Annotated in this window: 25 protein-coding genes and 1 other RNA gene; 22 read left to right on the plus strand and 4 right to left on the minus strand. The window is 39.8% G+C overall.

Annotated elements, in window-relative coordinates; translation table 11 throughout:
* The first annotated feature begins 3 nt into the window (after positions 1-3).
* The 3 genes from NSS70_RS04680 (at position 4) to NSS70_RS04690 (ending at position 2,829) form a co-directional block, all read left to right on the plus strand.
* Positions 4-786, plus strand: coding sequence for an ABC transporter ATP-binding protein (locus NSS70_RS04680; protein ID WP_066249138.1), 783 nt, complete (start codon positions 4-6; stop codon positions 784-786).
* Positions 787-1,647, plus strand: a complete 861-nt coding sequence (locus NSS70_RS04685; protein WP_063386965.1) for an ABC transporter permease — start codon at positions 787-789, stop codon at positions 1,645-1,647. It begins immediately after the preceding gene.
* A 150-nt stretch (positions 1,648-1,797) separates the two neighbouring features.
* Positions 1,798-2,829, plus strand: coding sequence for an ABC transporter substrate-binding protein (locus tag NSS70_RS04690; RefSeq protein ID WP_327862679.1), 1,032 nt, complete (start codon positions 1,798-1,800; stop codon positions 2,827-2,829).
* A gap of 136 nt (positions 2,830-2,965) precedes the next feature.
* Here the strand turns inward: NSS70_RS04690 and yvfG are convergent, their stop codons facing one another.
* Entirely contained in the window at positions 2,966-3,181 is a 216-nt protein-coding gene (gene yvfG, locus NSS70_RS04695; protein WP_063386963.1) for a protein YvfG, read from the minus strand.
* Between the two features lie 74 nt (positions 3,182-3,255).
* Here yvfG and rpoN point away from each other — a divergent pair, with 74 nt between their 5' ends.
* From rpoN to ssrA, 14 genes are all read left to right on the plus strand, one after another.
* Positions 3,256-4,560 (plus strand): RNA polymerase factor sigma-54, encoded by a 1,305-nt coding sequence (gene rpoN / locus NSS70_RS04700; RefSeq protein WP_339194458.1) that lies wholly within the window; start codon positions 3,256-3,258, stop codon positions 4,558-4,560.
* 15 nt (positions 4,561-4,575) lie between these two features.
* The gene (locus NSS70_RS04705) at positions 4,576-4,827 is read left to right on the plus strand and encodes a glutaredoxin family protein (protein WP_063386962.1); all 252 of its coding nucleotides are present in this window, start codon (positions 4,576-4,578) and stop codon (positions 4,825-4,827) included.
* 124 nt (positions 4,828-4,951) lie between these two features.
* Positions 4,952-5,974, plus strand: a complete 1,023-nt coding sequence (locus NSS70_RS04710; protein ID WP_066249144.1) for a sugar-binding transcriptional regulator — start codon at positions 4,952-4,954, stop codon at positions 5,972-5,974.
* 49 nt (positions 5,975-6,023) lie between these two features.
* On the plus strand, positions 6,024-7,031 hold the full coding sequence (gap, locus tag NSS70_RS04715) for a type I glyceraldehyde-3-phosphate dehydrogenase (protein WP_063386960.1): 1,008 nt from the start codon (positions 6,024-6,026) through the stop codon (positions 7,029-7,031).
* A gap of 146 nt (positions 7,032-7,177) precedes the next feature.
* Positions 7,178-8,362, plus strand: coding sequence for a phosphoglycerate kinase (locus NSS70_RS04720; RefSeq protein ID WP_130156827.1), 1,185 nt, complete (start codon positions 7,178-7,180; stop codon positions 8,360-8,362).
* Between the two features lie 34 nt (positions 8,363-8,396).
* Positions 8,397-9,158 carry a triose-phosphate isomerase gene (gene tpiA / locus NSS70_RS04725; protein WP_339194463.1) on the plus strand — a complete coding sequence of 254 codons (762 nt, stop codon included), beginning with the start codon at positions 8,397-8,399 and terminating at the stop codon, positions 9,156-9,158.
* The gene (gene gpmI / locus NSS70_RS04730; RefSeq protein ID WP_066249157.1) at positions 9,151-10,686 is read left to right on the plus strand and encodes a 2,3-bisphosphoglycerate-independent phosphoglycerate mutase; all 1,536 of its coding nucleotides are present in this window, start codon (positions 9,151-9,153) and stop codon (positions 10,684-10,686) included. Before tpiA ends, gpmI begins: the two co-directional genes overlap by 8 nt.
* A gap of 19 nt (positions 10,687-10,705) precedes the next feature.
* Positions 10,706-11,998: a phosphopyruvate hydratase gene (gene eno, locus NSS70_RS04735; protein WP_340881035.1), complete on the plus strand. Its 1,293-nt coding sequence runs from the start codon at positions 10,706-10,708 to the stop codon at positions 11,996-11,998.
* A 255-nt stretch (positions 11,999-12,253) separates the two neighbouring features.
* The gene (locus tag NSS70_RS04740) at positions 12,254-12,562 is read left to right on the plus strand and encodes a YjdF family protein (RefSeq protein ID WP_340881036.1); all 309 of its coding nucleotides are present in this window, start codon (positions 12,254-12,256) and stop codon (positions 12,560-12,562) included.
* Between the two features lie 236 nt (positions 12,563-12,798).
* Positions 12,799-13,032: a preprotein translocase subunit SecG gene (gene secG / locus NSS70_RS04745; RefSeq protein ID WP_063386955.1), complete on the plus strand. Its 234-nt coding sequence runs from the start codon at positions 12,799-12,801 to the stop codon at positions 13,030-13,032.
* A gap of 154 nt (positions 13,033-13,186) precedes the next feature.
* Positions 13,187-13,933, plus strand: coding sequence for an alpha/beta hydrolase (locus NSS70_RS04750; protein WP_063386954.1), 747 nt, complete (start codon positions 13,187-13,189; stop codon positions 13,931-13,933).
* Positions 13,934-13,963: 30 nt separating this feature from the next.
* A complete protein-coding gene (gene rnr, locus NSS70_RS04755) occupies positions 13,964-16,246 on the plus strand; it encodes a ribonuclease R (RefSeq protein ID WP_066249291.1) in 2,283 nt (760 codons plus the stop codon).
* 135 nt (positions 16,247-16,381) lie between these two features.
* Positions 16,382-16,855, plus strand: coding sequence for an SsrA-binding protein SmpB (gene smpB / locus NSS70_RS04760; RefSeq protein WP_063386953.1), 474 nt, complete (start codon positions 16,382-16,384; stop codon positions 16,853-16,855).
* 109 nt (positions 16,856-16,964) lie between these two features.
* Positions 16,965-17,295, plus strand: a transfer-messenger RNA (tmRNA) gene (ssrA, locus tag NSS70_RS04765).
* Between the two features lie 413 nt (positions 17,296-17,708).
* Here ssrA and NSS70_RS04770 read toward each other — a convergent pair.
* Positions 17,709-17,981: a hypothetical protein gene (locus NSS70_RS04770; RefSeq protein WP_340733049.1), complete on the minus strand. Its 273-nt coding sequence runs from the start codon at positions 17,979-17,981 to the stop codon at positions 17,709-17,711.
* Positions 17,982-18,076: 95 nt separating this feature from the next.
* Positions 18,077-18,976: a formyltetrahydrofolate deformylase gene (gene purU, locus NSS70_RS04775; RefSeq protein WP_063386952.1), complete on the minus strand. Its 900-nt coding sequence runs from the start codon at positions 18,974-18,976 to the stop codon at positions 18,077-18,079.
* 215 nt (positions 18,977-19,191) lie between these two features.
* Here purU and NSS70_RS04780 point away from each other — a divergent pair, with 215 nt between their 5' ends.
* From NSS70_RS04780 to NSS70_RS04790, 3 genes are all read left to right on the plus strand, one after another.
* Complete coding sequence (locus NSS70_RS04780; protein WP_063386951.1) at positions 19,192-19,509, plus strand: MerR family transcriptional regulator; 318 nt, start codon at positions 19,192-19,194, stop codon at positions 19,507-19,509.
* A gap of 144 nt (positions 19,510-19,653) precedes the next feature.
* Positions 19,654-21,033: a class II fumarate hydratase gene (gene fumC / locus NSS70_RS04785; protein ID WP_130156803.1), complete on the plus strand. Its 1,380-nt coding sequence runs from the start codon at positions 19,654-19,656 to the stop codon at positions 21,031-21,033.
* A 589-nt stretch (positions 21,034-21,622) separates the two neighbouring features.
* Entirely contained in the window at positions 21,623-22,384 is a 762-nt protein-coding gene (locus NSS70_RS04790) for a FixH family protein (protein ID WP_130156801.1), read from the plus strand.
* A 514-nt stretch (positions 22,385-22,898) separates the two neighbouring features.
* On the opposite strand, the gene NSS70_RS04795 is transcribed toward NSS70_RS04790, so the two are convergent.
* Positions 22,899-23,891: an ABC transporter substrate-binding protein gene (locus NSS70_RS04795; protein WP_340881037.1), complete on the minus strand. Its 993-nt coding sequence runs from the start codon at positions 23,889-23,891 to the stop codon at positions 22,899-22,901.
* A gap of 161 nt (positions 23,892-24,052) precedes the next feature.
* Between NSS70_RS04795 and NSS70_RS04800 the strand changes: the two genes are divergently transcribed.
* Both NSS70_RS04800 and NSS70_RS04805 read left to right on the plus strand, forming a co-directional pair.
* Positions 24,053-25,054 (plus strand): FecCD family ABC transporter permease, encoded by a 1,002-nt coding sequence (locus NSS70_RS04800; protein ID WP_235600414.1) that lies wholly within the window; start codon positions 24,053-24,055, stop codon positions 25,052-25,054.
* A complete protein-coding gene (locus tag NSS70_RS04805) occupies positions 25,051-26,103 on the plus strand; it encodes a FecCD family ABC transporter permease (protein WP_339194470.1) in 1,053 nt (350 codons plus the stop codon). The genes NSS70_RS04800 and NSS70_RS04805 overlap by 4 nt, the downstream gene beginning before the upstream one ends.
* Positions 26,104-26,114 lie beyond the last annotated feature (11 nt).

The following is a 26,114-nucleotide window of genomic DNA, read 5'->3' on the forward strand; positions in this document are numbered from 1 at the left end:
GCAGTGGAAGCAATTCGAAACGAGATTGTCGCATTTCATCATGTTAGTAAGATTTACAATACCGGCACAGTCGCTTTAAGCCAATTCCATTTTTCCATCACAGAAGGGGAATTTATAAGCTTCCTCGGCCCGTCTGGCTGCGGGAAATCAACGGCATTAAGAATGGTGGCAGGTTTAGGCGAAGCTACTGAGGGCAAGGTAGAAGTATTTGGGCAAAACCCGAAAGAAGTTATAAAAAATACAAATGATGTTGCGTTTGTATTCCAAGATGCCAACTTGCTTCCATGGAGAACGGTGCTGGAAAATGTGATGCTGCCTTTAGAATTAAGGGGTTCGGATAAAAAAAGCCGCAAAGAGGATGCGATCAAAGTATTGGAGATGGTTGGACTAAAGGATCATATAAAGTCGTATCCTAGGCAGTTGTCAGGCGGAATGAGAATGAGGGTGTCTATAGCTCGAGCGTTGGCTGCAAAACCTAAATTGCTGTTAATGGATGAACCGTTTGCTGCATTAGACGAGATTACAAGACAGACCTTGCAGACGGAGCTGCTTGAAATATGGAAAAGGGAGAAAATGACAATTTTGTTCGTTACTCATAATGTATTTGAAGCTGTCTATCTTTCTACTAGAATTGCAGTGTTGTCAGCTCGGCCCGGACGATTATCATCTATCATCGATGTCGATCTTCCTTATCCGAGGGAGCGGACAGATGAACGGTTTACAGAATATGTCGATATTTCCTCGCAAAGTCTTGAGAATAGTTCAACCCGAAGGGAGTTGGTATAAATGTCTGTACAAACAGCAACCACTCAAACGAAGGAAATTGTCGCTCAATCAAATAATACTGGCAAACTGAAAATATGGAGCAAATCAAAATGGAAGATTATTGGTCCGATTGCTGCGCTTGTTGTTTTTCTTTCTTTATGGCAGTTTGTACCGATTATGGTTGGCGTGCAGCCGTTTATACTTCCAAAACCGACGGACGTCCTTCAAGCGGCGGTTGAAGATTGGGAGTTATTATGGCCAGCCATACAAATAACGGTGGCTGAATCTGTGATCGGATTTGTAATAAGCGCCATCATTGGAATTGGCTTTGCGGTTTTATTAGCAAGCTCAAAAATTTTAGAAATAAGCATTTACCCGTATGCGGTTATTTTACAAACGATACCGGTTGTAGCTGTTGCACCGATCGTTGTTATCTGGTTCGGCTCGGGCTTCAATTCGATTGTGATGATTTCATTTTTAATCGGATTTTTTCCGATTATTTCAAATACGTTAATGGGATTGAATTCAGTCGATAAAAATATGAGCGAATTATTTACTTTATATAATGCGTCAAAATGGCAAAAAATGTGGAAGCTCCGAATTCCGGCTGCTATGCCTTACATGATGACCGGCTTAAAAATATCCAGCACGCTATCGATCGTTGGAGCTATTACGGGTGAATATATAGCTGGAATTGGCGGAGGAAAAGGCGGTTTAGGGTATGCCATTACGGTAGCAGCCGTTCAATTAAAAACACCATATTTATTTGCTTGTGGAATTGCCGCTGCTATTTTTGGGATTGTCTTTTACTTACTCGTAAGTTTGTTTTCTCATTTCATGCTGAGATCATGGCACGAATCCGCGATGAAGGGAGAAAAATAAAAAATTTGATCAAAAATTAAGTTGACATAATCACTATTGCTTACAAGAGCTGAATTTATTTGCTAATTTTTTTTGCATAAAAATGGTTTGCTGCGTTAGGGAACGAGCTTTATTGAGTTTCAAAAAAAGTGCAAAAAGGGGGAAAAAGAATTGAAAGCATGGCGCAAAGCGAGTTTTCTATTAATCGGGATTATATTCATGTTCTTCCTCACCGCCTGCGGCGGACAAGAGTCGAGCAGCTCAACAAACGAGGGAGACAGCGCTTCGAATGAAGAGAAAAAAGACTTAAAAGATGTAAAAATTGTATTAAATTGGTTTCCGAAGGCGCAGCATGGCGGTTTGTATGCAGCACAAGAAAACGGATTGTTTGAAAAAAACGGTTTAAAAGTCACGATCGAACCGGGTGGGCCGCAAGTCTCGTCTATTCAAATGGTTGCATCTGGAAGTGCTGACTTTGGGCTTGCACATGCTGACCAAATGGTTATTGCTAGAAATCAAGGAATTGAATTAGTCGCTGTAGCTGCTGCCATGCAAGGAAGCCCGCAGGCATTAATGTTCCATAAAGGAAAGGGAATTGACGATTTTGATGAATTAAATGGAAGAAAAGTATATATACAGCCTGGTATTACGTATTGGGACTTTTTGAAATCTAAATATAATTTAAGTAATGTACAAGAATTGGCTTATACAGGACAGCATTCGAATTTTATTAGCGATCCCAATTCTGTAAGCCAAGCCTTTGTGACTTCAGAGCCGTTTTTCTTAAAAAAAGATGGAGTAGATGTAGAAACGAAGCTCATATCTGATGCAGGTTATAATCCTTATAACGTTGTGTTATATGTTACAAAAGACTATTTAGAAAAAAATAAAGAAACTGTCAAAGCATTTGTGGATGCTTTTGTCGAAGGATGGTATTTATACAAAGATTCTTACGAAGAGATTAATAAAGTGATTCAGAAAGACAACGCTGATATGGAATTAGAATCATTAAAATTTGAAGCCGAAACACAAGTGGATTTTGTATATGGAGGAGATGCAGCAGAGCATGGAGTCGGATATATGACGGAAGAACGCTGGGCAACATTAATTAAACAATTGCACGATCTCGGTTTATTAGAAAAAACATTTGATGCAAAGGAAATTTTTACGACAGAATATTTGCCAAAACATGAATCGAAATAAAAACGAAAACGAAAGCTGGGCAGCTTATATTTGCTCAGTTTTTTGTTTTAACCAAAAGCTTTACTGTAAAAAAAAGAAATCGGCTTATATGCCGACTTCAAAAACTGATCTCATACATTAAAATTTAAAAGTCCTTTTACTCCTCGTTTTTCACTTGATTATATGCTTGATCAAGATTTTGCAGTCTTTTCAATATTTCAGCATTTTTGGTTAGCTGGTCGTAAATTAAAGTTGAGACGACAGATCGGTAGTAGCTGTTCATGGCATCAATCTTTGAAGATTTTTCTTTATTCATTTCAATGTACTGTTTAAAGTTTTCTTTAAAATAGGAAACAGAAAAAAGCTGTGTCATGTTCGTTCCTCCAAAATTTTAGATTCTTTTTTTAAATTCTTCATGTAAAATAGAACTAAAGGGGGGGAGTTCTGATGCATATAAAAATGGACTTAGTCCAAAACCAATCCTTGAGATTGGCGATGACGAAAGAGCTGAAGCAAGCCATTGGGCTTTTGCAATATTCTACAATCGATTTAGTATCTTACTTGAGGGAAATTACGCTTGAAAACCCCTTTGTGGAATTGGAAGAATCCCATCCACCGATATTTTATCATAATCAAAGAAAGCAGCAGAGGGCTAGCAAGGAGGATGGCCGCTGGATCGAAAATATGCCGAAAAAAGGGATGGGGCTAAAAGATCATTTGCGAAATCAGCTCGTAGAATTTCGTTTTACCGAAAACGAACGGCGTGCTATTCATATTTTAATCGATGCAGTGGACTCAAATGGTTATATGTCAGAAGACTTATCCCGCCTATCGGAAAAGTTCCAAATTTCGATCGATCTTTTGGAAAAACAGCTGTCTGTACTGCAATCATTAGATCCAATTGGCGTCGGGGCACGTTCGCTTCAAGAATGCTTGCTTTTGCAGGCTAAAGAAATTGAGGAAAAACCTGAAGGCTCCGAGTTCGTGTTAAAAGAGCATTTTCATCTGTTTGCCACAAAAGCTTGGAAGGATCTTTCCAAAAAGACAGGTCTGTCGCTGAATGCTCTTCAGCAAATTTTCGATTTTGTTCAAACATTGAATCCAAGACCTGGTCTGCAATTTGATGAGGAAACCCCGAATTATATCATCCCTGATTTAATGATTGAAGAGCGAAATGGAGATTGGATTGTATATTATAATGAAGATCTTTTGCCGCAAATTAAAATCAATCGGGACTACGAACCGATTGTACAAACAGAAAAAGAAGTAAAATCTTACGTACAGACTAAACTCCATCAAGGACGCTGGCTGTTAAAATCGCTTGAGCAGCGGAAGGAAACGCTTGTCAAAGTTATGCAGGAAATTATACGATTTCAGAAAGACTTTTTCTATTTGAAAAACAACATTTTGAAACCGTTAACATTAAAAGATATCGCTGATTCTCTTAACATTCACGAGTCGACTGTAAGCAGAGCGGTCAATGATAAATTTGTTCAAACTCCTTTCGGTTTATATGAGTTGAAATATTTTTTCACTAACAAAGTGGGAGAAGAAGATACATCAAGTGCGAATGTTAAACAGGTCATTCAGCAATTAATTGATCAAGAAAATAAGCAAAGACCGCTTTCAGATCAAAAAATTGCCAACCTGTTGAAAGAGAATTATAATATGAATGTTTCGAGAAGAACAGTGGCCAAATACCGCGATCAGCTCAATATCCCTTCGTCCAATTTGCGAAAAAGATATAATTAGAAAGGAATTGGATTCGTGAATCAAGTGGTTCTTTATACGAAGCAAACATGTCCATTATGTGATGAAGCAAAGGAATTGCTGTATAAGCTGCAAGCTGAAATACCCTTTGATCTGAAAGAAAAAGATATTTATCAAGATGACCGGCTGCTGGAAAAATATCAACTAATGATTCCAGTGATTGAAGTGAATGGAAAGATTGTTATTTTTGGGAAAATTGAAGAAAATTCTTTAAGAAAACGTTTGCTGGAACTTGTTTCTGTTGATTAACATTTGCGCTCCTGCTAAAATAATATATGTAGCAAGGGGTGAATTTTTTTGCTATAATTGGGACATAATTTGTCTTATAGGGACAAAAAAAGTCCCGGAAAGAAAGAGCTGAAGGGTCTTGAAAATGCAATCATTAATTGAAGCTCAAAAAAAATTATTGCCTGATCTTCTCCAAACTATGCAAAAGCGCTATCAAATTTTGCAGTCCATTCGACTGATGCAGCCTGTAGGAAGACGAAGCTTGTCAAACAATTTAGGCATCAGTGAAAGAATTCTGCGTGGAGAAGTGCAATTTTTAAAAGAACAAAATTTAATTCATATTCACCCCTCGGGAATGACCTTAACGAAAGAAGGGGATGATCTTCTTTCATCATTGGAAGAAATGATGAAAGATGTTTTAGGTTTAACTTTTTTGGAAACTACATTAAAAGAGAAGCTTCATTTAGATGAAGTGATTGTTGTTTCAGGTGACAGCGACCATTCGCCCCTCGTGAAAAAAGAAATGGGAAGAGCTTGTGCACAATGCATCATGAATCATTTGCAGGATGACGAGGTTGTTGCTGTGGCAGGCGGCACAACGCTGGCAGCTGTTGCTGAAATGATGATTCCGTTAGGTCATCGCCGAAATGTTTTATTTGTCCCTGCAAGAGGCGGACTAGGGGAAAATGTTGAAAACCAGGCGAATACGATTTGCGCCAAAATAGCTGAACGTGCACATGGGAAATACAGGCTGCTCCATGTTCCTGACCAGCTAAGCAAGGAAGCATATGAATCCATTATCGAAGAACCGGAAATAAAAGACCTTTTAAAAATTATACGTTCAGCGAAAATGCTTGTTCATGGCATCGGGGATGCTCAAACAATGGCGGAGCGAAGAAAGACTCCGAAGGAAGATTTCGAAAAAATTAAAAAAGGAAATGCAGTAGGCGAAGCTTTCGGTTATTACTTCAACCAAAAAGGTGAAGTCGTCCATAAAGTTCAAACGGTTGGAATGCAGCTGGAGGACTTAAAAAACATACGAAATGTGATCGCGGTTGCTGGAGGAGCCTCTAAAGCAAAAGCGATCAAAGCGTATATGAATCAATCATTAGCCACGATTTTAGTAACTGACGAAGTGGCAGCTAAAGAGTTATTAAGGGAACTGTAAAGCTCCCTCAATATAAACATCATTCCTAAAATTGAAGGAGGACTTAAAGATGGCAGTGAAAATTGGTATTAATGGTTTTGGTCGTATTGGACGCAATGTATTCCGCGCAGCATTAAAAAATCCTGAAGTAGAAGTAGTAGCAGTAAACGATTTAACAGATGCAAACATGCTTGCACATCTTTTACAATACGATTCTGTTCATGGAAAACTCGATGTGGAAGTCGGGGTAAATGGAAATAACTTGGTCGTGGATGGAAAAGAAATTCAAGTATTATCCGAGCGCGATCCAGCTCAATTAGGCTGGGGAGACCTTGGCGTTGACATTGTAGTAGAATCTACTGGTCGCTTCACAAACCGTCAAGATGCAGCAAAACACCTTGAAGCAGGTGCGAAAAAAGTAATCATTTCTGCGCCGGCTAAAGAAGAAGATATCACAATTGTTATGGGCGTAAACGAAGACAAATATGATCCAAGCAATCATCATGTCATTTCCAACGCTTCATGTACAACAAACTGCTTAGCTCCGTTTGCAAAAGTTTTGCATGAAAAATTTGGCATTGTTCGAGGCATGATGACAACTGTGCACGCTTATACAAATGACCAACAAATTTTAGACTTGCCTCACAAAGATTACCGCCGCGCTCGCGCTGCAGCAGAATCTATCATACCGACAACAACTGGTGCGGCTAAAGCAGTTGCGCTCGTATTGCCTGAATTAAAAGGAAAACTTAACGGTATGGCAATGCGTGTTCCGACACCAAATGTGTCCATCGTTGACTTAGTGGCTGAGCTTGAAAAAGACGTAACAGTGGAAGAAGTAAATGCGGCGCTTAAAGAAGCAGCTGAAGGAGAATTGAAAGGTATTTTAGCGTACAGCGAGGAGCCGCTTGTATCCAGAGACTATAATGGTGATACTCATTCTTCTACGATTGATGCGCTTTCTACTATGGTGCTTGAAAACCGCATGGTGAAAGTTGTTTCTTGGTACGATAACGAAACAGGATACTCAAACCGCGTGGTAGATTTGGCGGCTTACATTGCAAAACAAGGTTTATAATCTTTAAATACGGACTTGTAGCTTGCCTGTTTAAAAAGCTATAATGAAAAGCGGGAAGGGGAAGGGGACGTTTACATTCCCCTTTCCCTTTCAACATGTAGGAAGAATTTTTTCCTGATCGTTATTGTGAAGGAGGAGCTTGAGCCATGAACAAAAAAACGATAAAAGATGTCGATGTGAAAGGGAAAACGGTATTTTGCCGAGTTGACTTTAATGTACCGATGCAGGATGGCAAAATAACCGATGATACACGCATTCGAGCTGCACTCCCAACGATCCAATACTTGGCGGATCAAGGAGCGAAAGTATTGCTTGCCAGCCACCTTGGCAGACCAAAAGGACAGGTTGTGGAAGAGCTTCGATTGACGCCTGTAGCGAAGCGTTTAGAAGAACTGTTAGGCAAAAAGGTGGTCAAAGTAGATGAAGCTTATGGTGCGGCTGTAAAAGCGGAAGTAGACAAGTTAAACAATGGCGACATTCTCGTTCTGGAAAATGTACGCTTTTATCCTGGCGAAGAAAAAAATGATCCTGAGCTAGCTAAAGCTTTTGCTGAATTGGCTGATCTATATGTTAACGATGCCTTTGGCGCCGCTCACCGCGCACATGCATCCACCGCAGGCATTGCGGAATATTTACCATCTGTTGCAGGATTTTTAATGGAAAAAGAAATCAATGTTTTATCTAAAGCGCTTGATAATCCTGACCGCCCATTTACAGCGATTATCGGGGGTGCAAAAGTAAAAGATAAAATCGGAGTTATCGAAAATTTATTGGAACGTGTAGATAATTTGATTATCGGCGGAGGACTTGCTTATACGTTTGTAAAAGCGCTGGGTCACGAAATCGGCAAGTCTTTGCTTGAAGAAGATAAAATAGAACTGGCAAAATCGTTTATGGAACGTGCCAAAGAAAAGGGCGTTCGCTTTTATATGCCTGTAGATGTTGTGGTAGCAGATGATTTTTCAAATGATGCCAATACAAAAGTAGTGGATATTGACAGCATTCCGGCTGATTGGGAAGCACTTGACATTGGACCTAAAACGGCTGAAATTTATGCGGATGTCATTCAACAATCAAAGCTTGTTGTTTGGAACGGACCGATGGGCGTTTTTGAAATGGATGCTTTTGCAAAGGGAACAAAAGCTGTAGCGGAAAGCTTGGCGAAAGCAGAACATACTTATACGGTCATCGGCGGCGGTGATTCAGCAGCAGCAGTAGAAAAATTCGGCCTTGCGGATAAAATGAACCACATCTCAACCGGAGGCGGAGCATCTTTAGAGTTCATGGAAGGAAAGAAACTTCCGGGAGTTCAAATATTGGAAGACAAATAACCACAACCATTTCCGTAAAAAGGAAGGTGTAAAGATGAGAAAGCCGATTATTGCAGGGAATTGGAAAATGCATAAGACGTTGGAAGAAGCAAAAAGCTTTGTAAAGGAAGTTAAATCACTCGTTCCCCCACAGGATAAAGTTGATTCCGTTATATGTGCACCTGCCTTATTTTTAGGTCAGCTTGTGGAATTGGCTGAAGGCTCTGAACTAAAAATTGGCGCTCAAAATATGCATTTTGAAGAAAGCGGAGCTTATACAGGGGAAATCAGCCCTGTTGCATTGGCGGATATCGGTGTTGATTATGTGATCATTGGACACTCCGAACGCCGGGAAATGTTTGCCGAAACAGACGAAACCGTGAACAAAAAAGTATTGGCTGCTTTCAAACACGAATTAACTCCGATCGTATGTGTAGGCGAATCATTAGCTGAGCGTGAAGCTGGAAAAACGAATGAAATTGTTGGCGATCAAGTCAAAAAAGCGTTGGCTGGAGTCGATGCGTCGGCTGTGAAAAACATCGTGATTGCTTATGAGCCGATTTGGGCGATTGGCACAGGAAAATCGTCTTCTCCGGAGGATGCCAATGAAGTATGTGCCCATATTCGGGGTGTAATTGCCGATATTTATTCCGATGATGTTGCAAACGAAGTTCGCATTCAATATGGCGGCAGTGTTAAACCGGAAAATATTAAAGATTTTCTAAACCAGCCGGAAGTTGACGGAGCATTAGTCGGAGGCGCAAGCCTGGAACCACGCTCTTTCTTGCAGCTATTGGAGGCAGGCCAAAATGAGTAAAAAGCCAGTAGCGTTAATTATATTAGACGGTTTTGCTCTGCGTGACGAAGTGAAAGGAAATGCTGTGGCTCAAGCGAACAAGCCGAATTTTGATCGATTTTGGAATACATACCCGCATGCAACGTTAAAAGCATGTGGAGAAGCTGTCGGCTTGCCGGAAGGTCAAATGGGAAATTCTGAAGTTGGACATTTAAACATCGGTGCAGGCAGAATTGTATACCAAAGTTTGACACGCGTTAACATAGCGATTCGTGAAGGCGAATTTTTTGAAAATGAAACATTTCTTTCAGCTATGAACCACGTGAAAGAAAAAGGAACGAACCTTCACATTTTCGGCTTATTATCGGATGGCGGTGTTCACAGCCACATTAACCACTTATTCGCCTTGTTAAAATTGGCGAAAGATCAGCAAGTGAAAAATGTGTTTATTCATGGATTTTTGGACGGACGCGATGTTGGTCCGCAAACGGCGAAGCAATATATTGATGAGCTGAATGAAAAAATCAATGAATACGGAGTAGGACAGATCGCAACGATTTCAGGCCGCTATTACTCGATGGACAGAGATAAAAGATGGGATCGAGTAGAAAAAGCATACAGAGCGATGGTGTATGGCGAAGGACCAGCTTATAAAAACGCATACGAATGTATTGAAGATTCTTATGCACACGGGATTTATGATGAGTTTGTCATCCCTTCTGTTATGACAAAAGAAGACGGCAGTCCTGTTGCAACCATTCAAGATGATGACGCGGTCATTTTCTATAATTTCCGTCCGGATCGCGCTATTCAAATTTCGAATACATTCACAAATGAAGATTTCCGTTCCTTTGATAGGGGACCGAAACATCCAAAACGTTTATTCTTCGTTTGTTTGACGCATTTTAGCGAAACGGTGAAAGGATATGTTGCCTTCAAGCCGGTTAACTTGGACAACACAATTGGCGAAGTCATTTCCCAAGCCGGATTGAGGCAGCTGCGCATAGCAGAAACAGAAAAATATCCGCATGTTACGTTCTTTATGAGCGGAGGCCGGGAAGAGAAGTTTCCTGGCGAAGAACGGATTTTAATTAATTCACCGAAGGTAGCCACGTATGATTTAAAACCGGAAATGAGCGCATATGAAGTAACTGATGCGCTTTTAAAAGAAATTGAGGCTGACAAGCATGATGCGATCATATTGAATTTTGCCAATCCGGACATGGTCGGCCACTCCGGCAAACTTGAGCCAACGATAAAGGCAGTCGAAGCGGTTGATGAATGTCTCGGAAAAGTGGTGGATTTGATTCTCGAAAAAGGCGGAACAGCTATTATAACTGCTGACCACGGAAATGCGGACGAAGTCGTCACACTTGACGGAAAACCGCAAACCGCACATACGACAAATCCAGTGCCGGTTATTATAACGAAAAAAGGAATCGAATTAAGAGAAGACGGAATTTTAGGCGATTTAGCACCAACGATGCTCGAGCTGCTCGGGCTGGAAAAACCGAAAGAAATGACAGGGAAAAGTCTTATTAAATCATAAATAAAGGAGATGAAGCAACATGCCAGCTATTACTGATGTTTATGCACGTGAAGTGCTTGATTCAAGAGGAAATCCGACAGTTGAAGTAGAGGTGTATACAGAATCAGGTGCATTTGGACGGGCGCTTGTACCTAGCGGTGCATCCACAGGTGAGTACGAGGCTGTTGAATTGCGTGACGGTGATAAAGAACGCTACCTTGGAAAAGGGGTTTTAACAGCAGTTAAAAACGTGAACGAAATTATTGCCCCAGAACTGTTAGGCTTTGATGTGACGGAACAAAATGCCATCGATCAATTATTAATTGAACTTGACGGAACAGAAAATAAAGGAAAGCTGGGAGCAAACGCAATTTTAGGTGTTTCTATGGCCGTTGCTCGTGCTGCAGCTGATTATTTAGGTGTTCCGCTGTATCAATATCTCGGCGGCTTCAATGCGAAAACTCTTCCTGTGCCGATGATGAACATTTTAAACGGCGGCGCTCATGCAGACAACAATGTTGATATTCAAGAATTCATGATTATGCCGGTCGGCGCGGAAAGCTTCCGGGAAGCACTGCGGATGGGAGCGGAAATTTTCCATTCATTAAAATCTGTATTAAAAGGAAAAGGATATAATACAGCTGTTGGTGATGAAGGTGGATTCGCTCCAAATTTACAATCAAATGAAGAAGCTTTGCAAACTATTATCGAAGCAATTGAAAAAGCCGGCTACAAACCTGGCGAACAAGTTAAGCTTGCGATGGATGTTGCTTCTTCTGAACTGTTTAATAAAGAAGACGGCAAGTACCACCTAGAAGGAGAAGGCGTTGTAAAAACGTCGGAAGAAATGGTGAAATGGTATGAAGAGCTTGTCTCCAAATATCCGATCATTTCGATTGAAGACGGACTTGATGAGAACGACTGGGAAGGCCATAAACTGTTAACAGAACGTTTAGGCGGAAAAGTTCAGCTTGTCGGAGACGATTTATTTGTAACAAATACAAAAAAATTAGCGGAAGGCATTGAAAAAGGAGTCGGCAACTCTATTCTGATTAAAGTTAACCAAATCGGAACGTTAACAGAAACGTTTGATGCGATCGAAATGGCAAAACGCGCCGGCTATACAGCGGTCATCTCCCACCGCTCAGGCGAGACGGAAGACAGCACCATTGCAGACATTGCTGTGGCAACAAACGCAGGCCAAATTAAAACAGGCGCACCTTCCCGCACGGACCGCGTTGCGAAATACAATCAATTGCTTCGCATCGAAGATCAACTTGGCGATACTGCAATTTACCAAGGAATTAAATCTTTCTATAACTTGAAAAAATAACACTATCTATGAAAAGGTCTAACCGAGTTATTTGGTTAGACCTTTTTTAATTAAAGCTCAAAGAACACAAAATCATAGCCTAGACGATGTGTAAATATTTTCTTTTTGCCAATAAACAACATATAATAAAAACATAGACAGCATAAAAACACAGTCCCGGTTGGTAGTCCGGGCGCACTCCGAAAGAGTGTCAGTATCCTTCCCCTCCTTGGGATGTCCATCGCTGTCGTTACGTTTTACAAGGAGGGACCTTTCATGAAGTTGACGGTTTTTTACGATGGACAATTCTGGATCGGTGTGGTTGAGCAAAAGGAAGGTGAAGCTTTAAAAGCGGTTCGCTACGTATTTCGTCCAGAGCCAAAAGATGATGAAGTTTTGGCATTTGTGAATGGTCCGATGCTATCGTTACTGCACAAGTGCCGCACAACAACCGCCGTGCCGCTTGAAATGAAAAAGCGCAAAAATCCGAAGCGACTGCAACGTGAAGCTGCAAAGGAAATGAAAACAAGGCCGCTTTCCACATATGCACAAACAGCCCTTCAGCTAGAATTTGAAGCATCGTAAAAAAGAGAGAAAAGTTTTGCGCAAGGAGCTTTCGCGAAGCTCTCATCAAGCGAAAAAGAGAGTTAAAGCGTTTAAAAGCGAAGGCAAAACATCGTGGAAGGTAATACAGAGTTGGATGACTTGGTTCAATACATCCGCTTTCGTATTTTCTGAATGGATACGCTATTGTGTAATGAGCCAATTTATGATACATTAAAACTATTGTAATGTGCGTTTTTTTAGGAGGTGGAGTGGACATGCATACTCTGCTTGTCATACTATTAGCAATTGTATCTATTGCGCTGATCGCTGTGGTGATACTGCAGTCTGGAAAAAGTGCTGGATTATCTGGAGCCATTTCCGGCGGTGCTGAACAGCTTTTTGGGAAGCAAAAAGCGCGTGGAATAGATTTAATCTTACATCGTATTACAATCGTTCTTTCTGTGTTATTTTTTGTTTTAGCAATTGCTGTTTCATGGTTTGGATTATAATAGCTAGAAAGGTCTGTCAAACAGGCCTTTTTTCTATGGGAAATTAAAGCAGTTGAATGAATAATGTTTTTGGTATATAATGGAATTTAAACTTTTTTCATACTACAGTTCGTTGTAAAAAATAAAGAATTTAAAAAGAGAAGGAGATTTTAAAATGAAAGTTTTACCGCCGAAACCTTTTACGTTTGAAGGTGGGAATCGTGCTGTACTGCTGCTTCACGGCTTTACTGGAAATTCAGCAGATGTGCGGATGCTTGGGCGTTTTTTGCAAGATAAAGGGTATACTTGTCATGCCCCTCAATATAAAGGCCATGGGGTTCCTCCGGAAGAATTGGTTCATACCGGTCCCGATGACTGGTGGCAAGATGTGATGGGTGGCTACGAACATCTGAAAGACTTAGGTTTTAAAGAAATTGCAGTTGCCGGTTTGTCTCTTGGAGGAGTTTTTTCCTTAAAACTGGGATACACTGTACCTGTAAAAGGAATTATTCCAATGTGCGCCCCGATGTATATTAAAAGCGAAGAAACGATGTATAAAGGAATTTTAAAATATGCCCGCAAATATAAACAATTTGAAGGAAAGCCGGAAGAACAGATTGAGGCGGAAATGGAAGAGTTTCAAAAAACACCAATGAAAACGTTGAAAGCTCTGCAGCGTTTGATTTCTGATGTGAGAGAAAATGTCGATATGATTTATGCCCCGACATTTGTGGTTCAGGCGCGCCACGATGAAATGATCAATCCGGATAGTGCAAATATTATTTATAACGAAGTAAGCTCAAATATAAAAAAAATCAAATGGTATGAAGAATCGTCGCATGTTATTACGCTTGACAAGCAGCGAGATGAACTGCATCAGGACGTCTATGAATTTTTAGAGAGCCTTGATTGGCAGGAGTAAAAGGAGGTTATCGTATTGGCAGAACCCGATATGCAATTAGCTGAAAGGCTTCTTTCTTTTATGAAGGAAGAGGCTTATAAACCTTTGACTGTGGAGGAATTAGAAGAAGCTTTTCAGCTAGAGGACGCAGACGAATTTAAAAAGCTGATTATTACTTTAAATAAGATGGAAGAAAAAGGCCTCATTGTGCGGACGAGAGCAAATCGATACGGTGTTCCAGAAAAAATGAATTTGATCCGCGGAACACTGGTCGGACATGCCCGCGGATTTGCTTTCGTTGAACCGGATGAACCAGGTTTTGATGACGTGTTCATTCCGCCCGGCGAGCTGAATCATGCGATGCATGGAGACAAAGTTCTTGTGCGGCTAAGCCCGAAAACAAGCGGGGCGAGACAGGAAGGCACGGTCATACGCATTTTGGAAAGAGGAATAACGGAAATTGTCGGAACATATACGGAAAGCAAAAACTTCGGATTTGTCATACCTGACGACAAAAAGATTGTCAACGACATTTTTATTCCGAAAAATGCATCAAATGGGGCAGTTGAAGGTCATAAAGTAATTGTCCGACTCACGTCATATCCTGAAGGACGAATGAGTGCAGAAGGAGAAGTCGTACAAATTTTAGGCCATAAAAATGATCCTGGCGTCGATATTTTATCAATCATTCATAAGCATCAGCTGCCATTGAGCTTTCCAGATGATGTATTAAAGCAAGCAAACGAAACACCTGATGAGATTAAGAGCGAGGAAATCAAGAACAGACGAGACCTTCGCAACGAATTAATCATTACCATTGATGGTGAAGATGCAAAAGATTTGGATGATGCCGTAACAGTAACAAAGTTAAATAACGGCTGCTATAAGCTTGGCGTGCATATCGCAGATGTCAGTTATTATGTAAAAGAAGGAACTCCGATTGACAGAGAGGCATTTGCACGCGGGACAAGCGTATATTTAGTTGATCGCGTCATTCCGATGATACCGCATCGTTTATCAAACGGAATTTGTTCGCTGAATCCGAAGGTGGATCGTCTGACATTATCGTGCGAAATGATTGTGGATGAATATGGGAACGTAGTTCAGCATGATATTTTTCAAAGTATTATTCGCTCCGCTGAGCGGATGACTTATTCAAATGTCAATAAAATTTTGATTGAAAAGGATGAACAGCTTCGGGAAAAATATCAAGAAATTGTCCCCATGCTGGAGGATATGGCTGAGCTTGCGTCGATTTTACGGAAAAAAAGAATGCTGCGCGGAGCTATCGATTTTGATTTTAAGGAAGCGAAAGTTTTGGTGGATGAGAAAGGCAAACCGTATGATGTCATTATTCGGGAACGATCTGTAGCGGAACGGTTAATTGAAGAATTTATGCTGCTTGCAAATGAAACAGTAGCAGAACATTTTCACTGGTTAAATGTACCGTTTATATATCGAATTCACGAAAAACCGAATGAGGAAAAACTAAGACGTTTCTTGGAGTTTATTACAAATTTTGGTTATGTCGTGAAGGGGACAGGAAACAATATTCATCCGCGCGCTTTGCAGCAAATTTTAGATGAAGTACGGGGAAAACCTGAAGAAATGGTGATTTCAACTGTCATGCTTCGGTCTATGAAGCAAGCGAAATATCATCCGGAAAGCGTCGGGCATTTCGGATTGTCGACCGAATTTTACACCCATTTTACTTCCCCGATTCGCCGTTATCCTGATTTGATAGTTCATCGACTCATTCGCAAATATTTGCTTGAAGGGAAAATAGACGAAAAGACACAGATGAAATGGGCATCAATTTTGCCGGAAATTGCAGAACATTCTTCCAATATGGAACGGCGAGCTGTTGATGCGGAGCGTGAAACGGATGATTTGAAAAAAGCAGAATTTATGCTGGATAAGATTGGGGAAGAATTTGATGGAATCATCAGTTCTGTCACAAACTTCGGCATGTTTGTCGAGCTCCCGAATACTGTTGAAGGTCTCGTTCATGTAAGCTATATGACGGATGATTACTACCATTATGATGAACGTCATTATGCGATGATCGGCGAAAGAACGGGAAATGTTTACCGCATCGGCGATGAAATTACCGTCCGCGTTGTGAATGTTGATAAAGAGGAACGATCCATCGATTTTGAAATTGTCGGTATGAGAAAAAAACGAAAAAAATCAACACGGCCTGAAACGGTGAAGGTGATTAAGAGCAAACATCAGGAAGAAGAGGAAGAATGGTCAACGAGACCGCCGAAATCAAAAAAGAAAAAGTTTTATAAAAACGTATCGAAAAAGAAGCGGAAGAAGAAAAAGCGTTAAAGCGAGGCCAGATGTCTAAAAAAACAAACTTATTGAAACAGCAAAATTTCACTTAGAAAGAATCTTGATTGAGGCGAAAATGTTCATTTGCTATAATTATCTTTACCCCTAATTTTCACGAAAGGGTGACAGAGAATGTCAAAGGGAGAAGGGAAACTGATTGCCCAAAATAAAAAGGCGCACCACGACTATTTTATTGAAGAAACGTATGAAGCTGGGATCGTCCTCCAGGGAACAGAAATTAAATCGATTCGCGCCGGCCGCGCCAATTTAAAAGATGCGTTCGCAAGAGTGGAAAAAGGGGAAGTTTTTCTTCATAACATGCATATCAGCCCGTATGAGCAGGGAAATCGATACAACCATGAGCCGTTAAGAACGAGAAAGCTTCTTTTGCATCGAAGAGAAATCAATAAGCTGATCGGGGCCACAAAAGAACAGGGCTATTCATTAGTTCCGCTGAAGCTTTACATTAAAAATGGATTTGCGAAAGTGCTTATCGGGCTAGGAAAAGGGAAAAAGAAATACGATAAGCGGGAGGATTTAAAACGAAAAGAAGCGAAAAGAGAAATTGAACGGGCATTTCAACAAAAACAAAAAGGGATCTATTAATGATAACAATAAATGACAATTGAAAAATATATTGTTTTTGTTATAATAATATATGTCGTTGCCAGTTGAATATATTTCTCAAGCACTAGCTCGAATAAAACGGGGACGTTTTGGATTCGACAGGGATAGATCGAGCTTAAGCTGCGAGCCGGAGGGATCGTCTCCGTCATCAACGTCGCCTAAAGATAACTGGCAAACAAAACAACTACGCTTTAGCTGCTTAATGCTAAAGGCTCCTTTCTTCCATCGCCCATGTGGAGGAAAAGGGGTTCAACTTAAGTGGGCTACGCCCGATTCCGCCGTCTGAGGAAGAGGGAAGAGACGAATCAGACTAGCTGTCCGGATGCCTGCCGACAGGCTAAGGAACAGTGAAATGTTAAATATGTCGGATACGCTCGTAGATGCTTAAGTGGCGATATCTCTGGACGTGGGTTCGATTAGGAAATAGTCGCCTTGTGTGGCAACACACAAGTGAAAATCCGGCTTAATCGGTGAAACCTAAGTCGTTTCTGCGATATGGCAACACCGAGCGGTATGTGGAGCAATCCAACAGCCGTGTATCGACTCATAGGCTGCCTTCAAGGTAGTACTAGGATGCGAAATTCTGCCGTACGGCAAATCTAAATTTCGCATAACACGCCGGAGGACCTGTTTAGGTTCAAGATATAGTCAGTGCCATTGCGAAAGCATGGATCAGCACGTCCCACCGTCTCCATTATAGAAAGACGTTTCCCGTGATTTTTATAAAATTAACAATGAAATAAAAGAAATCGGCAAACATGCCGGTTTCTTTTATTTACATGCTTTGCTAAAGGAAAGGGTTTCAGTTCAAAGCTGAGGTCCTTTTTTCTTATTATTGTGCAGCTTTCAATACTTTTTGAGCGAGAAAATAGGCTGTTGTAGCAATAAGCAATGATATAAGCAATGGTATGGAAGAAGGCTCGCCGAACACTACCTCTTGACTAAGACTGACCGTTTTGGCAGAAAAATCTGGCGTGTAAAAAGCAGTTAAAACAGTACCCGATAGTATTTGAAATACCGTATAGAGCAATAGAAAACGAATGATAAAAACAAAATATTTTTTCAAAAATGATCCCGCATTTTTTGTATTTAAGTATACCATCATTTTCTTTTTTGCCACATCCTTGTTAATTGAATTTATCAATAGAGCTCTTATTGAAAAAAAGCGCACATGCTGTGAAAAGCAAGTGCGCTTTTTGATTAAAAGACAATCGTTTTGTTTCCGTGAACAATGATGCGGTCTTCCAAATGTAATTGTACAGCGCGGGCGAGAACGTCGCGTTCAATCGTTCTTCCGACCCTTTTTAAATCTTCAACATTGTACCGATGGCTGACCTCTTTAACCCCTTGTTCAATAATTGGTCCTTCGTCCAAATCTTCCGTCACATAATGGGAAGTGGCTCCAATAATTTTGACTCCGCGTTCATATGCGCGCTCATACGGTCTTGCACCGACAAATGCAGGCAAGAACGAATGATGAATATTAATAATTCGATGCCGGTAATGCTTGATGAAATCTGGAGATAAAATTTGCATATAACGGGCGAGAACGACGAAATCAATATTATATTTCTTCAACAGTTCAAGCTGCTGCTTTTCCGCTTCCGGCTTATTGTCTTTATTGACCGGTATGTAATAATACGGAATTCCAAGCGATTCAACTGGTTCACGCAAATCTGGATGGTTGCTGATTACCAAAGGTATTTCGCAAAAAAAATCACCTGATTGATAACGCCAAAGAAGATCGAGAAGGCAATGATCTTGTTTCGATACGAAAATCGCCATTCGCTTTAATTGGTTCATATATGAAAATTGCCATTTCATTTGCAATTCTTTTCCGATCGGCTCAAAGTCTTTTTCAAGCTCGCCTTTTTTACGTTCTATATCCGGTAATTCAAATTCAACGCGCATAAAAAAAGTGCCGCCTGAAGGATCTGTTGAATATTGATCTGATTGGACGATATTGGCGCCGTGTTCATATAAAACTTTAGAAATTTTTGCAACAATTCCTGGCTGGTCGTTGCATGTAATAAGAAGACGTGCGCGATCTTTATATTGATGTAAAAAAGATTCAAGATTCGTTTGTTTCGTATGTAACATAAACCTTTCCTCCAACCCAAATGTGATCTGTACAAAGGATACTAATAGTTTGCTTTCTTGTCAATTTGAACAAGGAAAAAAATATTTATAAGTATTCAATGTAAGAAAATCTTACAACAAAAATTAAAAAATACGAAAAAAAATTGTATAATAAAGTTAATGGCTGAAAATGTTATAAATTTTAACGTAATAACGTTATAAAAGGAGGTATAACAATGTCAGAATCATATAAGGATAAAAAAGTCATTACGATCGGTATCGTTAGTGAACTAACAGGACTATCACCAAGAAAAATACGATATTATGAAGAACGAAAATTAATTTTTCCCGAAAGAACGAAACAAGGAACGAGAAAATATTCCTTTTCAGATATTGAAACATTAATGGAAATTGCAGATAAAATCGAAGACGGCGTTCAAACGTTTGAAATTAGAAAAGAAATGCTGAAAAAAGAAAGAGATAAAATGCTCGAAGATAAGAAAAAAATGATTCAAGGCCAGCTGAATGCACACTTCAAAATAAGAAAACAATAGTTCAGGGCGGTTAAAACCGCTTTTTTTTTATGATTTAAAAAAGTTCTTCATTTTTATAAAAAATTATCAGAGTTTTTTTGCTTTTAACAAAATATTAGAGGTATATTTAAAATAGATGATTATTTAAAAAGGAGGAAGAAGAAAATGGACTATCGTATAGAAAGAGATACGCTGGGAGAAGTAAAAGTTCCCAAAGACCGCTACTGGGGTGCACAGACGGAACGGAGCAGAAACAATTTTAAAATCGGTACTGAAACGATGCCGATTGAAGTCATTCGTGCATTTGCCATTTTAAAAAGAGGTGCAGCGATCGTTAATGAAAAATTAGGAAAGCTGCCAAAAGAGAAAAAAGATGCGATCGTTCATGTTTGCGATGAAATTATAGAAGGGAAGCTTGATGAGCATTTCCCGCTCGTAGTATGGCAAACCGGAAGCGGAACGCAGTCGAACATGAATGTCAATGAAGTGATTTCGTTTAAAGGAAATGAATACTTGAAAGAAAATGGGTTTGAATCATTAAAAATTCATCCAAATGATGATGTGAATATGGGACAAAGCTCAAACGACACATTCCCTACAGCAATGCATATTGCTGGTGTCATAGCGATAAAAAACAAGCTGTTGCCGGCAATTGATTTGTTGACAGAGACGCTCGATAAGAAATCTAAGCAGTTTGAGAATCTTGTGAAAATTGGCCGCACCCACTTGCAGGATGCAACACCGCTCACGCTTGGACAGGAAATCAGCGGATGGGTACATATGCTGAGAAAAAGCAGAAAAATGATTGTCGAAGCAATGGATAACTTGAGAGATTTGGCGATCGGCGGAACAGCAGTCGGAACAGGAATTAATACGGATCCTCAGTTTGGACAGCTTGTTGCAGATGAAATAAGCAAGCAAACGAATGAATCATTCCGTTCCTCTGAAAACAAATTCCATGCGCTAACTAGCCATGATGAAATCGTTCATGCACACGGAGCGCTAAAAGCCTTGGCAGCTGATCTTATGAAAATTGCAAATGATGTTAGATGGCTGGCAAGCGGTCCAAGATGCGGAATTGGCGAGATCACGATACCAGCAAATGAGCCCGGAAGCTCCATTATGCCGGGAAAAGTGAATCCGACGCAAAGCGAAGCATTAACGATGGTAGCAGTCCAAGTCATGGGAAATGATGCAGCGATCGGTTTTGCTGCAAGCCAAGGAAATTTTGAATTAAATGTTTTCAAACCGGTTATTATTTATAACTTTTTACAATCGATCCGGCTTTTATCGGATAGTATAATTTCCTTCAACGACCGCTGTGCTGTGGGAATTGAAGCAAACAAAGAAGTGATTGATAAATATGTACAAGACTCGCTCATGCTCGTAACTGCTTTAAATCCTCATATTGGATACGAAAATGCAGCGAAAATTGCAAAGCTTGCATATGAAAAACGATTGACTTTAAAGGAGGCAGCTGTTCAACTGAACCTTCTGTCAGCCGAAGAATTTGACCGCATTGTCCAGCCGGAGAAAATGGTGTAACAGAAAACATTGAATTTTTGCTGGGAGATGAAAATATATACCGATACTCACTACTTGATACGATCCCTCTTGTCTAGATAGAAAGAAAAAAACCTATACTGTCTATGAACTGCACCCCTTAAAGTAGATGTTGAAAAATCCCTATTTGGTCAACACTGCTTTAAGAGGTGATTTTTTATGGCAAGAAAATAAACTATTCAGTTGAGTTTAAACTCTTAGCAGTTAAAAAATATCTTCGAAGACAGTGCTTCTTTCTTCAGCTTACAGACCTACTGAGTTATATGGGGAGGAATTGTCAGATGATTTCTTTAACAGTGATTCCTTCTACAACTATTCTGTAAGCCGCTGAATAAGGGGGAATTTTTAATACTGTCTATTTGATCTTTGATCGGGATATGTTCAATTTGTGCGTCCGGTTTTCTTATTTATATTCAATGCTGCCAGGTGCAAAAACCATTATCCTCCACATAAAAATTTCATGAATCCTACACAAAATATTCACCTTTGCAATGTTGCAATATGTATGTATTAAATTTATTCTTTATTTAATAGTTCTCAATTAATTTTTATTGAGGAAAGGAGATTTATTGTGAAAAAAATCATTATATTGCTTGCCGCCGTTTTCCTTCTTGCAGCTTGCGGTCAAAATGAAACGAAACAAGAGAACAGCGGAGAAAGTGCCGAAGTTCATCCGCTCGAAGTCAATTTGAAAGTGCCAGACCATGCGAATATTCATGAAAAAGTTTCGTTGACTGCTGAAGTGAGCTACGGAGGAGAAGCGGTTGAAGATGCTGATGAAGTAAAATTTGAAATATGGAAAGAAGGAGAAAAAGAAGAAAGTAAAATGATAGAAGCAAAACATGAAAAAGACGGCCAATATACGATTGAACACACATTTGATGAAAATGGAGTTTTTTTTGTTCAATCACACGTTACGGCGAAAAATCAGCATAATATGCCCAAAAAACAAATTGTGATTGGTGAACTACATAAAGGTGGAGCTTCAACGGGAGAAAACGAAGAAACCGCAAATCATACTCATGAACATTCTCAAGGATCTGTAGACATCCAATTGGAGCTGCCGACAAATGTAAAGGCGAATGCGGAAACATTGATTCAAACAAAAATTCAAGCAGAAAACGCTCCGTTGCTAAACGCAAACGTCCGTTATGAAATTTGGAAGGACGGTTCTGATAAGCATGATTGGGTAGATGCTGCAGGAGACGAGAAAGGTACTTATGAAGCGAAATATACATTTTCTTCCTCAGGAACTTATCAAATCCAAGTTCATGTCAACAATGATGAAGGACTACATGAGCATGTCACGAAGAAGGTAACGGTTCAAAAATAAAGATCGGAATGGATATTGTTTATGGTAGAAAAGAATTGAGAAAGAATCGCTGAAAAAGTGTATATGTATGGACAAAAATAAGAGCGGGGAAAGAAATCAATTAAGTCGTGGCGAACTAATTGAACGGCAGGAACCAGATATGTTCGAAGCACGTAACGTCGATACGTATGAATAGATTAATTAAAAACATGAAAAGCCGCCCTTCCCTTAAAAAGAGAATGTATGGCAAAAGAATTTTAAACGAAATAATTGATTGGCATTGAATACGAAAAAGAATTCCTTTTTATAAATGAATGAAGATTCGTCCAGTATAACTTGTTCGAACATAAGTTAAATAACAAATGCAAAGTAGTCTTATAAACCAAAATAAAGCGAAAATTTAGTTAAACGAAACAAAAGTGCATAAAAGCTGAACAACCTTACTCCAATGAATTTTGAAGTAAGGTTGCTTTGGCTTTATTCATATTGCTTATTTTCAAGGTAAGAAAAAATTATCTTTTCGACCATCTCAATTTTATTGAGTTAACAATTTTTCTAAGTCGTCCAGCATATGGTTTGCAGCAAGCACACCGCCGGCTGTGTTCCAAATAGCGTCGTCAACTTTGTAAGCTTTTCCGTTTTTAACAGCATTTAAGTTTTTCCAAAGTGGATCGTTTGTCCATTCTTTTTCTGCTTGCAAAGCTTCTTTGTCTCCTTGCGGTGCATAGGTGAAATAGAAGATGATGTCACCGTCCATTTCCGGAATTTGTTCTTTTCCGACTTCAACTGCCAAATCTCCTAATTTATTTGCATCTGTAAACAATTTTTCTTGCTGAGCAGGACGTTTAAATCCAATTTGATCGAAAATCACACCAGAAAATGAATCTTTCCAATATATTCTCGTTACACCAGCCATGAAACGAACAACTGAAACTTCTTGATTCACTTGATCTCCTAATTTTTGTTTTACTTCTTCTACATGATTATTAAAATCATCTAATACTTTTTGTCCTTCTTCTTCACGATCGATGGCTTTTGCATATAGCTTAAAGTTTTCCTGCCAGTCGCCTCTTAATGTTTCCGAAAAAACTGTTGGCGCTATTTGATTGAGCTTGTCGTAGATTGCTTCTTGGCGAAGCTTATTGCCTATAATCAAGTCAGGCTGAAGAGCTGCAATTTTTTCAACATTGACTTCACTTTCTGTACCAACGACTTCAACGTCTTTCATTTCATTTTTAATATGATCGTACCAAGGATCGCCAAGCCAAGATTGAACGGCTCCGACTGGTTTTAATCCCATTGCTAAAAGCGCTTCGGTTCCTTCATTCGTTAATACGACGACACGTTCAGGTTTTTTTGGAATTTCAGCTGTTCCCATTGCATGCTCAACTTTGTATGATTGACTTTCAGTTGAGCTTTCTTTCTTTTCTTTTGAAGCTTCTTTACTGTCCCCGTTGCCGCAAGCAGCAATTACTGCCAGCATGAGTATGGCAACGATGGAAAATAATAATTTTGATATTTTTTTCATTATGTAACCCCCTAAAATGTAGTTGAAAATGATTTTCAATTCCTTAATAATAGTAATCAGTGAGAAATAAAAAGTCAATAATTAATTGAAAATGATTTTCACATTCAAAATGATTTGGTACAATTGGTTCAGAAGTTCGACTTGTTAGGAGAGACGTGAAGTTGTCATTATCTAGTAATCGTAAAGCAATCTTACTTTTTCTTTCCTTTTTGCTTCTATTATTCTGCATGTGTGCAAGTATTGTATATGGATATACGGATACAAGCTGGAAGATGGCTTGGGATGCTTTTTTTCATTTTAATGGTTCCAATGAACATATTATTATACAAAATGTTCGACTTCCTCGATCCGTCATAGCGAGTGTAGTCGGCGCTTGTCTTGCTTTATCCGGTGCATTGATGCAAGCTATTACGAAAAATCCTCTTGCATCGCCAAGCGTTTTTGGCATCAATGCCGGTGCAGGATTTTTTATTGTTCTAGCTTTTTCCTTATTTTCTGTAAACAGCTTACAAGCGTTTACTTGGATTGCTTTTGCAGGCGCAGCTTTTGCTGCCATGCTTGTGTACATGATCAGCTCATTGGGTAGTGATGGATTGACGCCTGTAAAGCTTACTTTGGCAGGAGCGGCCGTTGCGGCACTTTTTTCTTCCCTTACGCAAGGTTTGTTAGTTTTAAATGAAGCAGCGTTGGATCAAGTATTATTTTGGCTTGCAGGATCTGTGCAAGGCCGCAAAATGGAGGTAATGACAGCTGTTCTTCCATATATTTTGATTGGATTAGTTATTTGTACATTTATCGCCTCTAAATTAAACGTCTTAGTAATGGGAGAAGAAGTGGCGAAAAGTTTAGGACTAAAAGTAGGAACAGTGAAGTTTTTTGCAGCCTGTGCTGTCATATTTTTTGCGGGCGGTGCAGTTGCGGCGGCTGGTCCTATTGCATTCATCGGCGTAGTCGTGCCCCATATTGCAAAGTATGTGGCCGGAAATGATTACAGATGGATTTTGCCGTTCTGTGCAGTATTTGGTGGGATTTTGCTAGTTGCAGCAGATATTGGCGCCCGTTTCATTGTCATGCCTGAAGAAGTCCCTGTAGGGGTCATGACGGCGATAATTGGAACCCCATTTTTTGTTTATATTGCAAGGAAGGGGGTTCGTGCATCATGAAAAAATATGTTTCGCTTCGGATCGGAAATGTCATTTCATTTTTAATTGATAAAAAAGCCTTTTTCCTTTCGTTCGTTTTCTTTCTTGCGGCGTTTTTCGTAATCCTTGTCAGTGCAAGTGTAGGCGAAGTGATGATCAGCCCTGCCCAAGTTTTTCAAACAATTTTTGGAATAGGGGATGGAACGAACGAGCTTGTTATTAAACAATTTAGGCTTCCGAGAATTCTTATTTCCCTTTTGGTCGGCATGTGTTTGGCTGTTGCGGGCGGAATTTTGCAAAATTTAGTTCGAAACCCTTTAGCATCCCCTGACATTATCGGAATTACCGGCGGTGCTTCGGCAGCGGTTGTACTATTTTTAATGCTGTTTTCCGATAAGAATCATTCTTTAACTGTAAGCATTCATTGGATGCCTTTGGCAGCTTTCATAGGAGCAGCCGTTACAGGCATTTGTGTTTATTTATTGTCGTGGAAAAACGGTGTGACTGCCATCAGGCTTGTGTTGGTCGGCATTGGAATCTCCTTTTTAACTAAAGCATTAACGACTTTGTTAATGATAAAAGGGCCTATTTACCAAGCATCCCAAGCAAATATTTGGATAACCGGCTCAGTTTATGCGGCAAACTGGTCTCAAGTAAAGATTTTGTTTCCAGCAACTATCATTCTTCTCTTGATAACGGTTGTTACTGTAAGAACGATCAATATTCAAAGTTTTGGCGATGAGATCGCAATCGGTATGGGAAACCGGGTACAATTAACCCGCTTTTTCCTCTTATTTCTAGGAACCGCTTTGACTGCTGTTGCTGTCGCTTTTGGAGGAGGGATAGGGTTTGTAGGTCTTATTGCTCCTCACATTGCAAGAAAGCTTGTCGGTTCAAGCTTTGGTTTGATGCTGCCGATTTCAGCCTTTGTCGGGGCACTCATTGTTATGCTTTCTGATTTATTGGGAAAAACAATCTTTTTGCCGCATGAAATTCCAGCTGGTGTGTTTACTTCAGCGATCGGGGCTCCTTATTTTATTTACTTGTTAATGAAGCACAGAAATATTTAGGAGGTGATGGC

Source organism: Aeribacillus sp. FSL K6-2848 (genome assembly GCF_038004325.1).
GTDB lineage: Bacteria > Bacillota > Bacilli > Bacillales > Aeribacillaceae > Aeribacillus > Aeribacillus composti.

What these genes read in the sequence shown, in the direction of transcription:
- yvfG (WP_063386963.1), bottom strand. Translation starts at nt 3,181, where the DNA reads ATGACACAGCTTTTTTCTGTTTCCTATTTTAAAGAAAACTTTAAACAG.
- NSS70_RS04685 (WP_063386965.1), top strand. Translation starts at nt 787, where the DNA reads ATGTCTGTACAAACAGCAACCACTCAAACGAAGGAAATTGTCGCTCAA.
- NSS70_RS04780 (WP_063386951.1), top strand. Translation starts at nt 19,192, where the DNA reads ATGTCAGAATCATATAAGGATAAAAAAGTCATTACGATCGGTATCGTT.
- fumC (WP_130156803.1), top strand. Translation starts at nt 19,654, where the DNA reads ATGGACTATCGTATAGAAAGAGATACGCTGGGAGAAGTAAAAGTTCCC.
- rnr (WP_066249291.1), top strand. Translation starts at nt 13,964, where the DNA reads ATGCAATTAGCTGAAAGGCTTCTTTCTTTTATGAAGGAAGAGGCTTAT.
- smpB (WP_063386953.1), top strand. Translation starts at nt 16,382, where the DNA reads ATGTCAAAGGGAGAAGGGAAACTGATTGCCCAAAATAAAAAGGCGCAC.
- secG (WP_063386955.1), top strand. Translation starts at nt 12,799, where the DNA reads ATGCATACTCTGCTTGTCATACTATTAGCAATTGTATCTATTGCGCTG.
- tpiA (WP_339194463.1), top strand. Translation starts at nt 8,397, where the DNA reads ATGAGAAAGCCGATTATTGCAGGGAATTGGAAAATGCATAAGACGTTG.
- NSS70_RS04805 (WP_339194470.1), top strand. Translation starts at nt 25,051, where the DNA reads ATGAAAAAATATGTTTCGCTTCGGATCGGAAATGTCATTTCATTTTTA.
- NSS70_RS04770 (WP_340733049.1), bottom strand. Translation starts at nt 17,981, where the DNA reads ATGATGGTATACTTAAATACAAAAAATGCGGGATCATTTTTGAAAAAA.
- NSS70_RS04750 (WP_063386954.1), top strand. Translation starts at nt 13,187, where the DNA reads ATGAAAGTTTTACCGCCGAAACCTTTTACGTTTGAAGGTGGGAATCGT.
- NSS70_RS04740 (WP_340881036.1), top strand. Translation starts at nt 12,254, where the DNA reads ATGAAGTTGACGGTTTTTTACGATGGACAATTCTGGATCGGTGTGGTT.
- NSS70_RS04710 (WP_066249144.1), top strand. Translation starts at nt 4,952, where the DNA reads ATGCAATCATTAATTGAAGCTCAAAAAAAATTATTGCCTGATCTTCTC.
- gap (WP_063386960.1), top strand. Translation starts at nt 6,024, where the DNA reads ATGGCAGTGAAAATTGGTATTAATGGTTTTGGTCGTATTGGACGCAAT.
- NSS70_RS04720 (WP_130156827.1), top strand. Translation starts at nt 7,178, where the DNA reads ATGAACAAAAAAACGATAAAAGATGTCGATGTGAAAGGGAAAACGGTA.
- purU (WP_063386952.1), bottom strand. Translation starts at nt 18,976, where the DNA reads ATGTTACATACGAAACAAACGAATCTTGAATCTTTTTTACATCAATAT.
- gpmI (WP_066249157.1), top strand. Translation starts at nt 9,151, where the DNA reads ATGAGTAAAAAGCCAGTAGCGTTAATTATATTAGACGGTTTTGCTCTG.
- NSS70_RS04795 (WP_340881037.1), bottom strand. Translation starts at nt 23,891, where the DNA reads ATGAAAAAAATATCAAAATTATTATTTTCCATCGTTGCCATACTCATG.
- rpoN (WP_339194458.1), top strand. Translation starts at nt 3,256, where the DNA reads ATGCATATAAAAATGGACTTAGTCCAAAACCAATCCTTGAGATTGGCG.
- eno (WP_340881035.1), top strand. Translation starts at nt 10,706, where the DNA reads ATGCCAGCTATTACTGATGTTTATGCACGTGAAGTGCTTGATTCAAGA.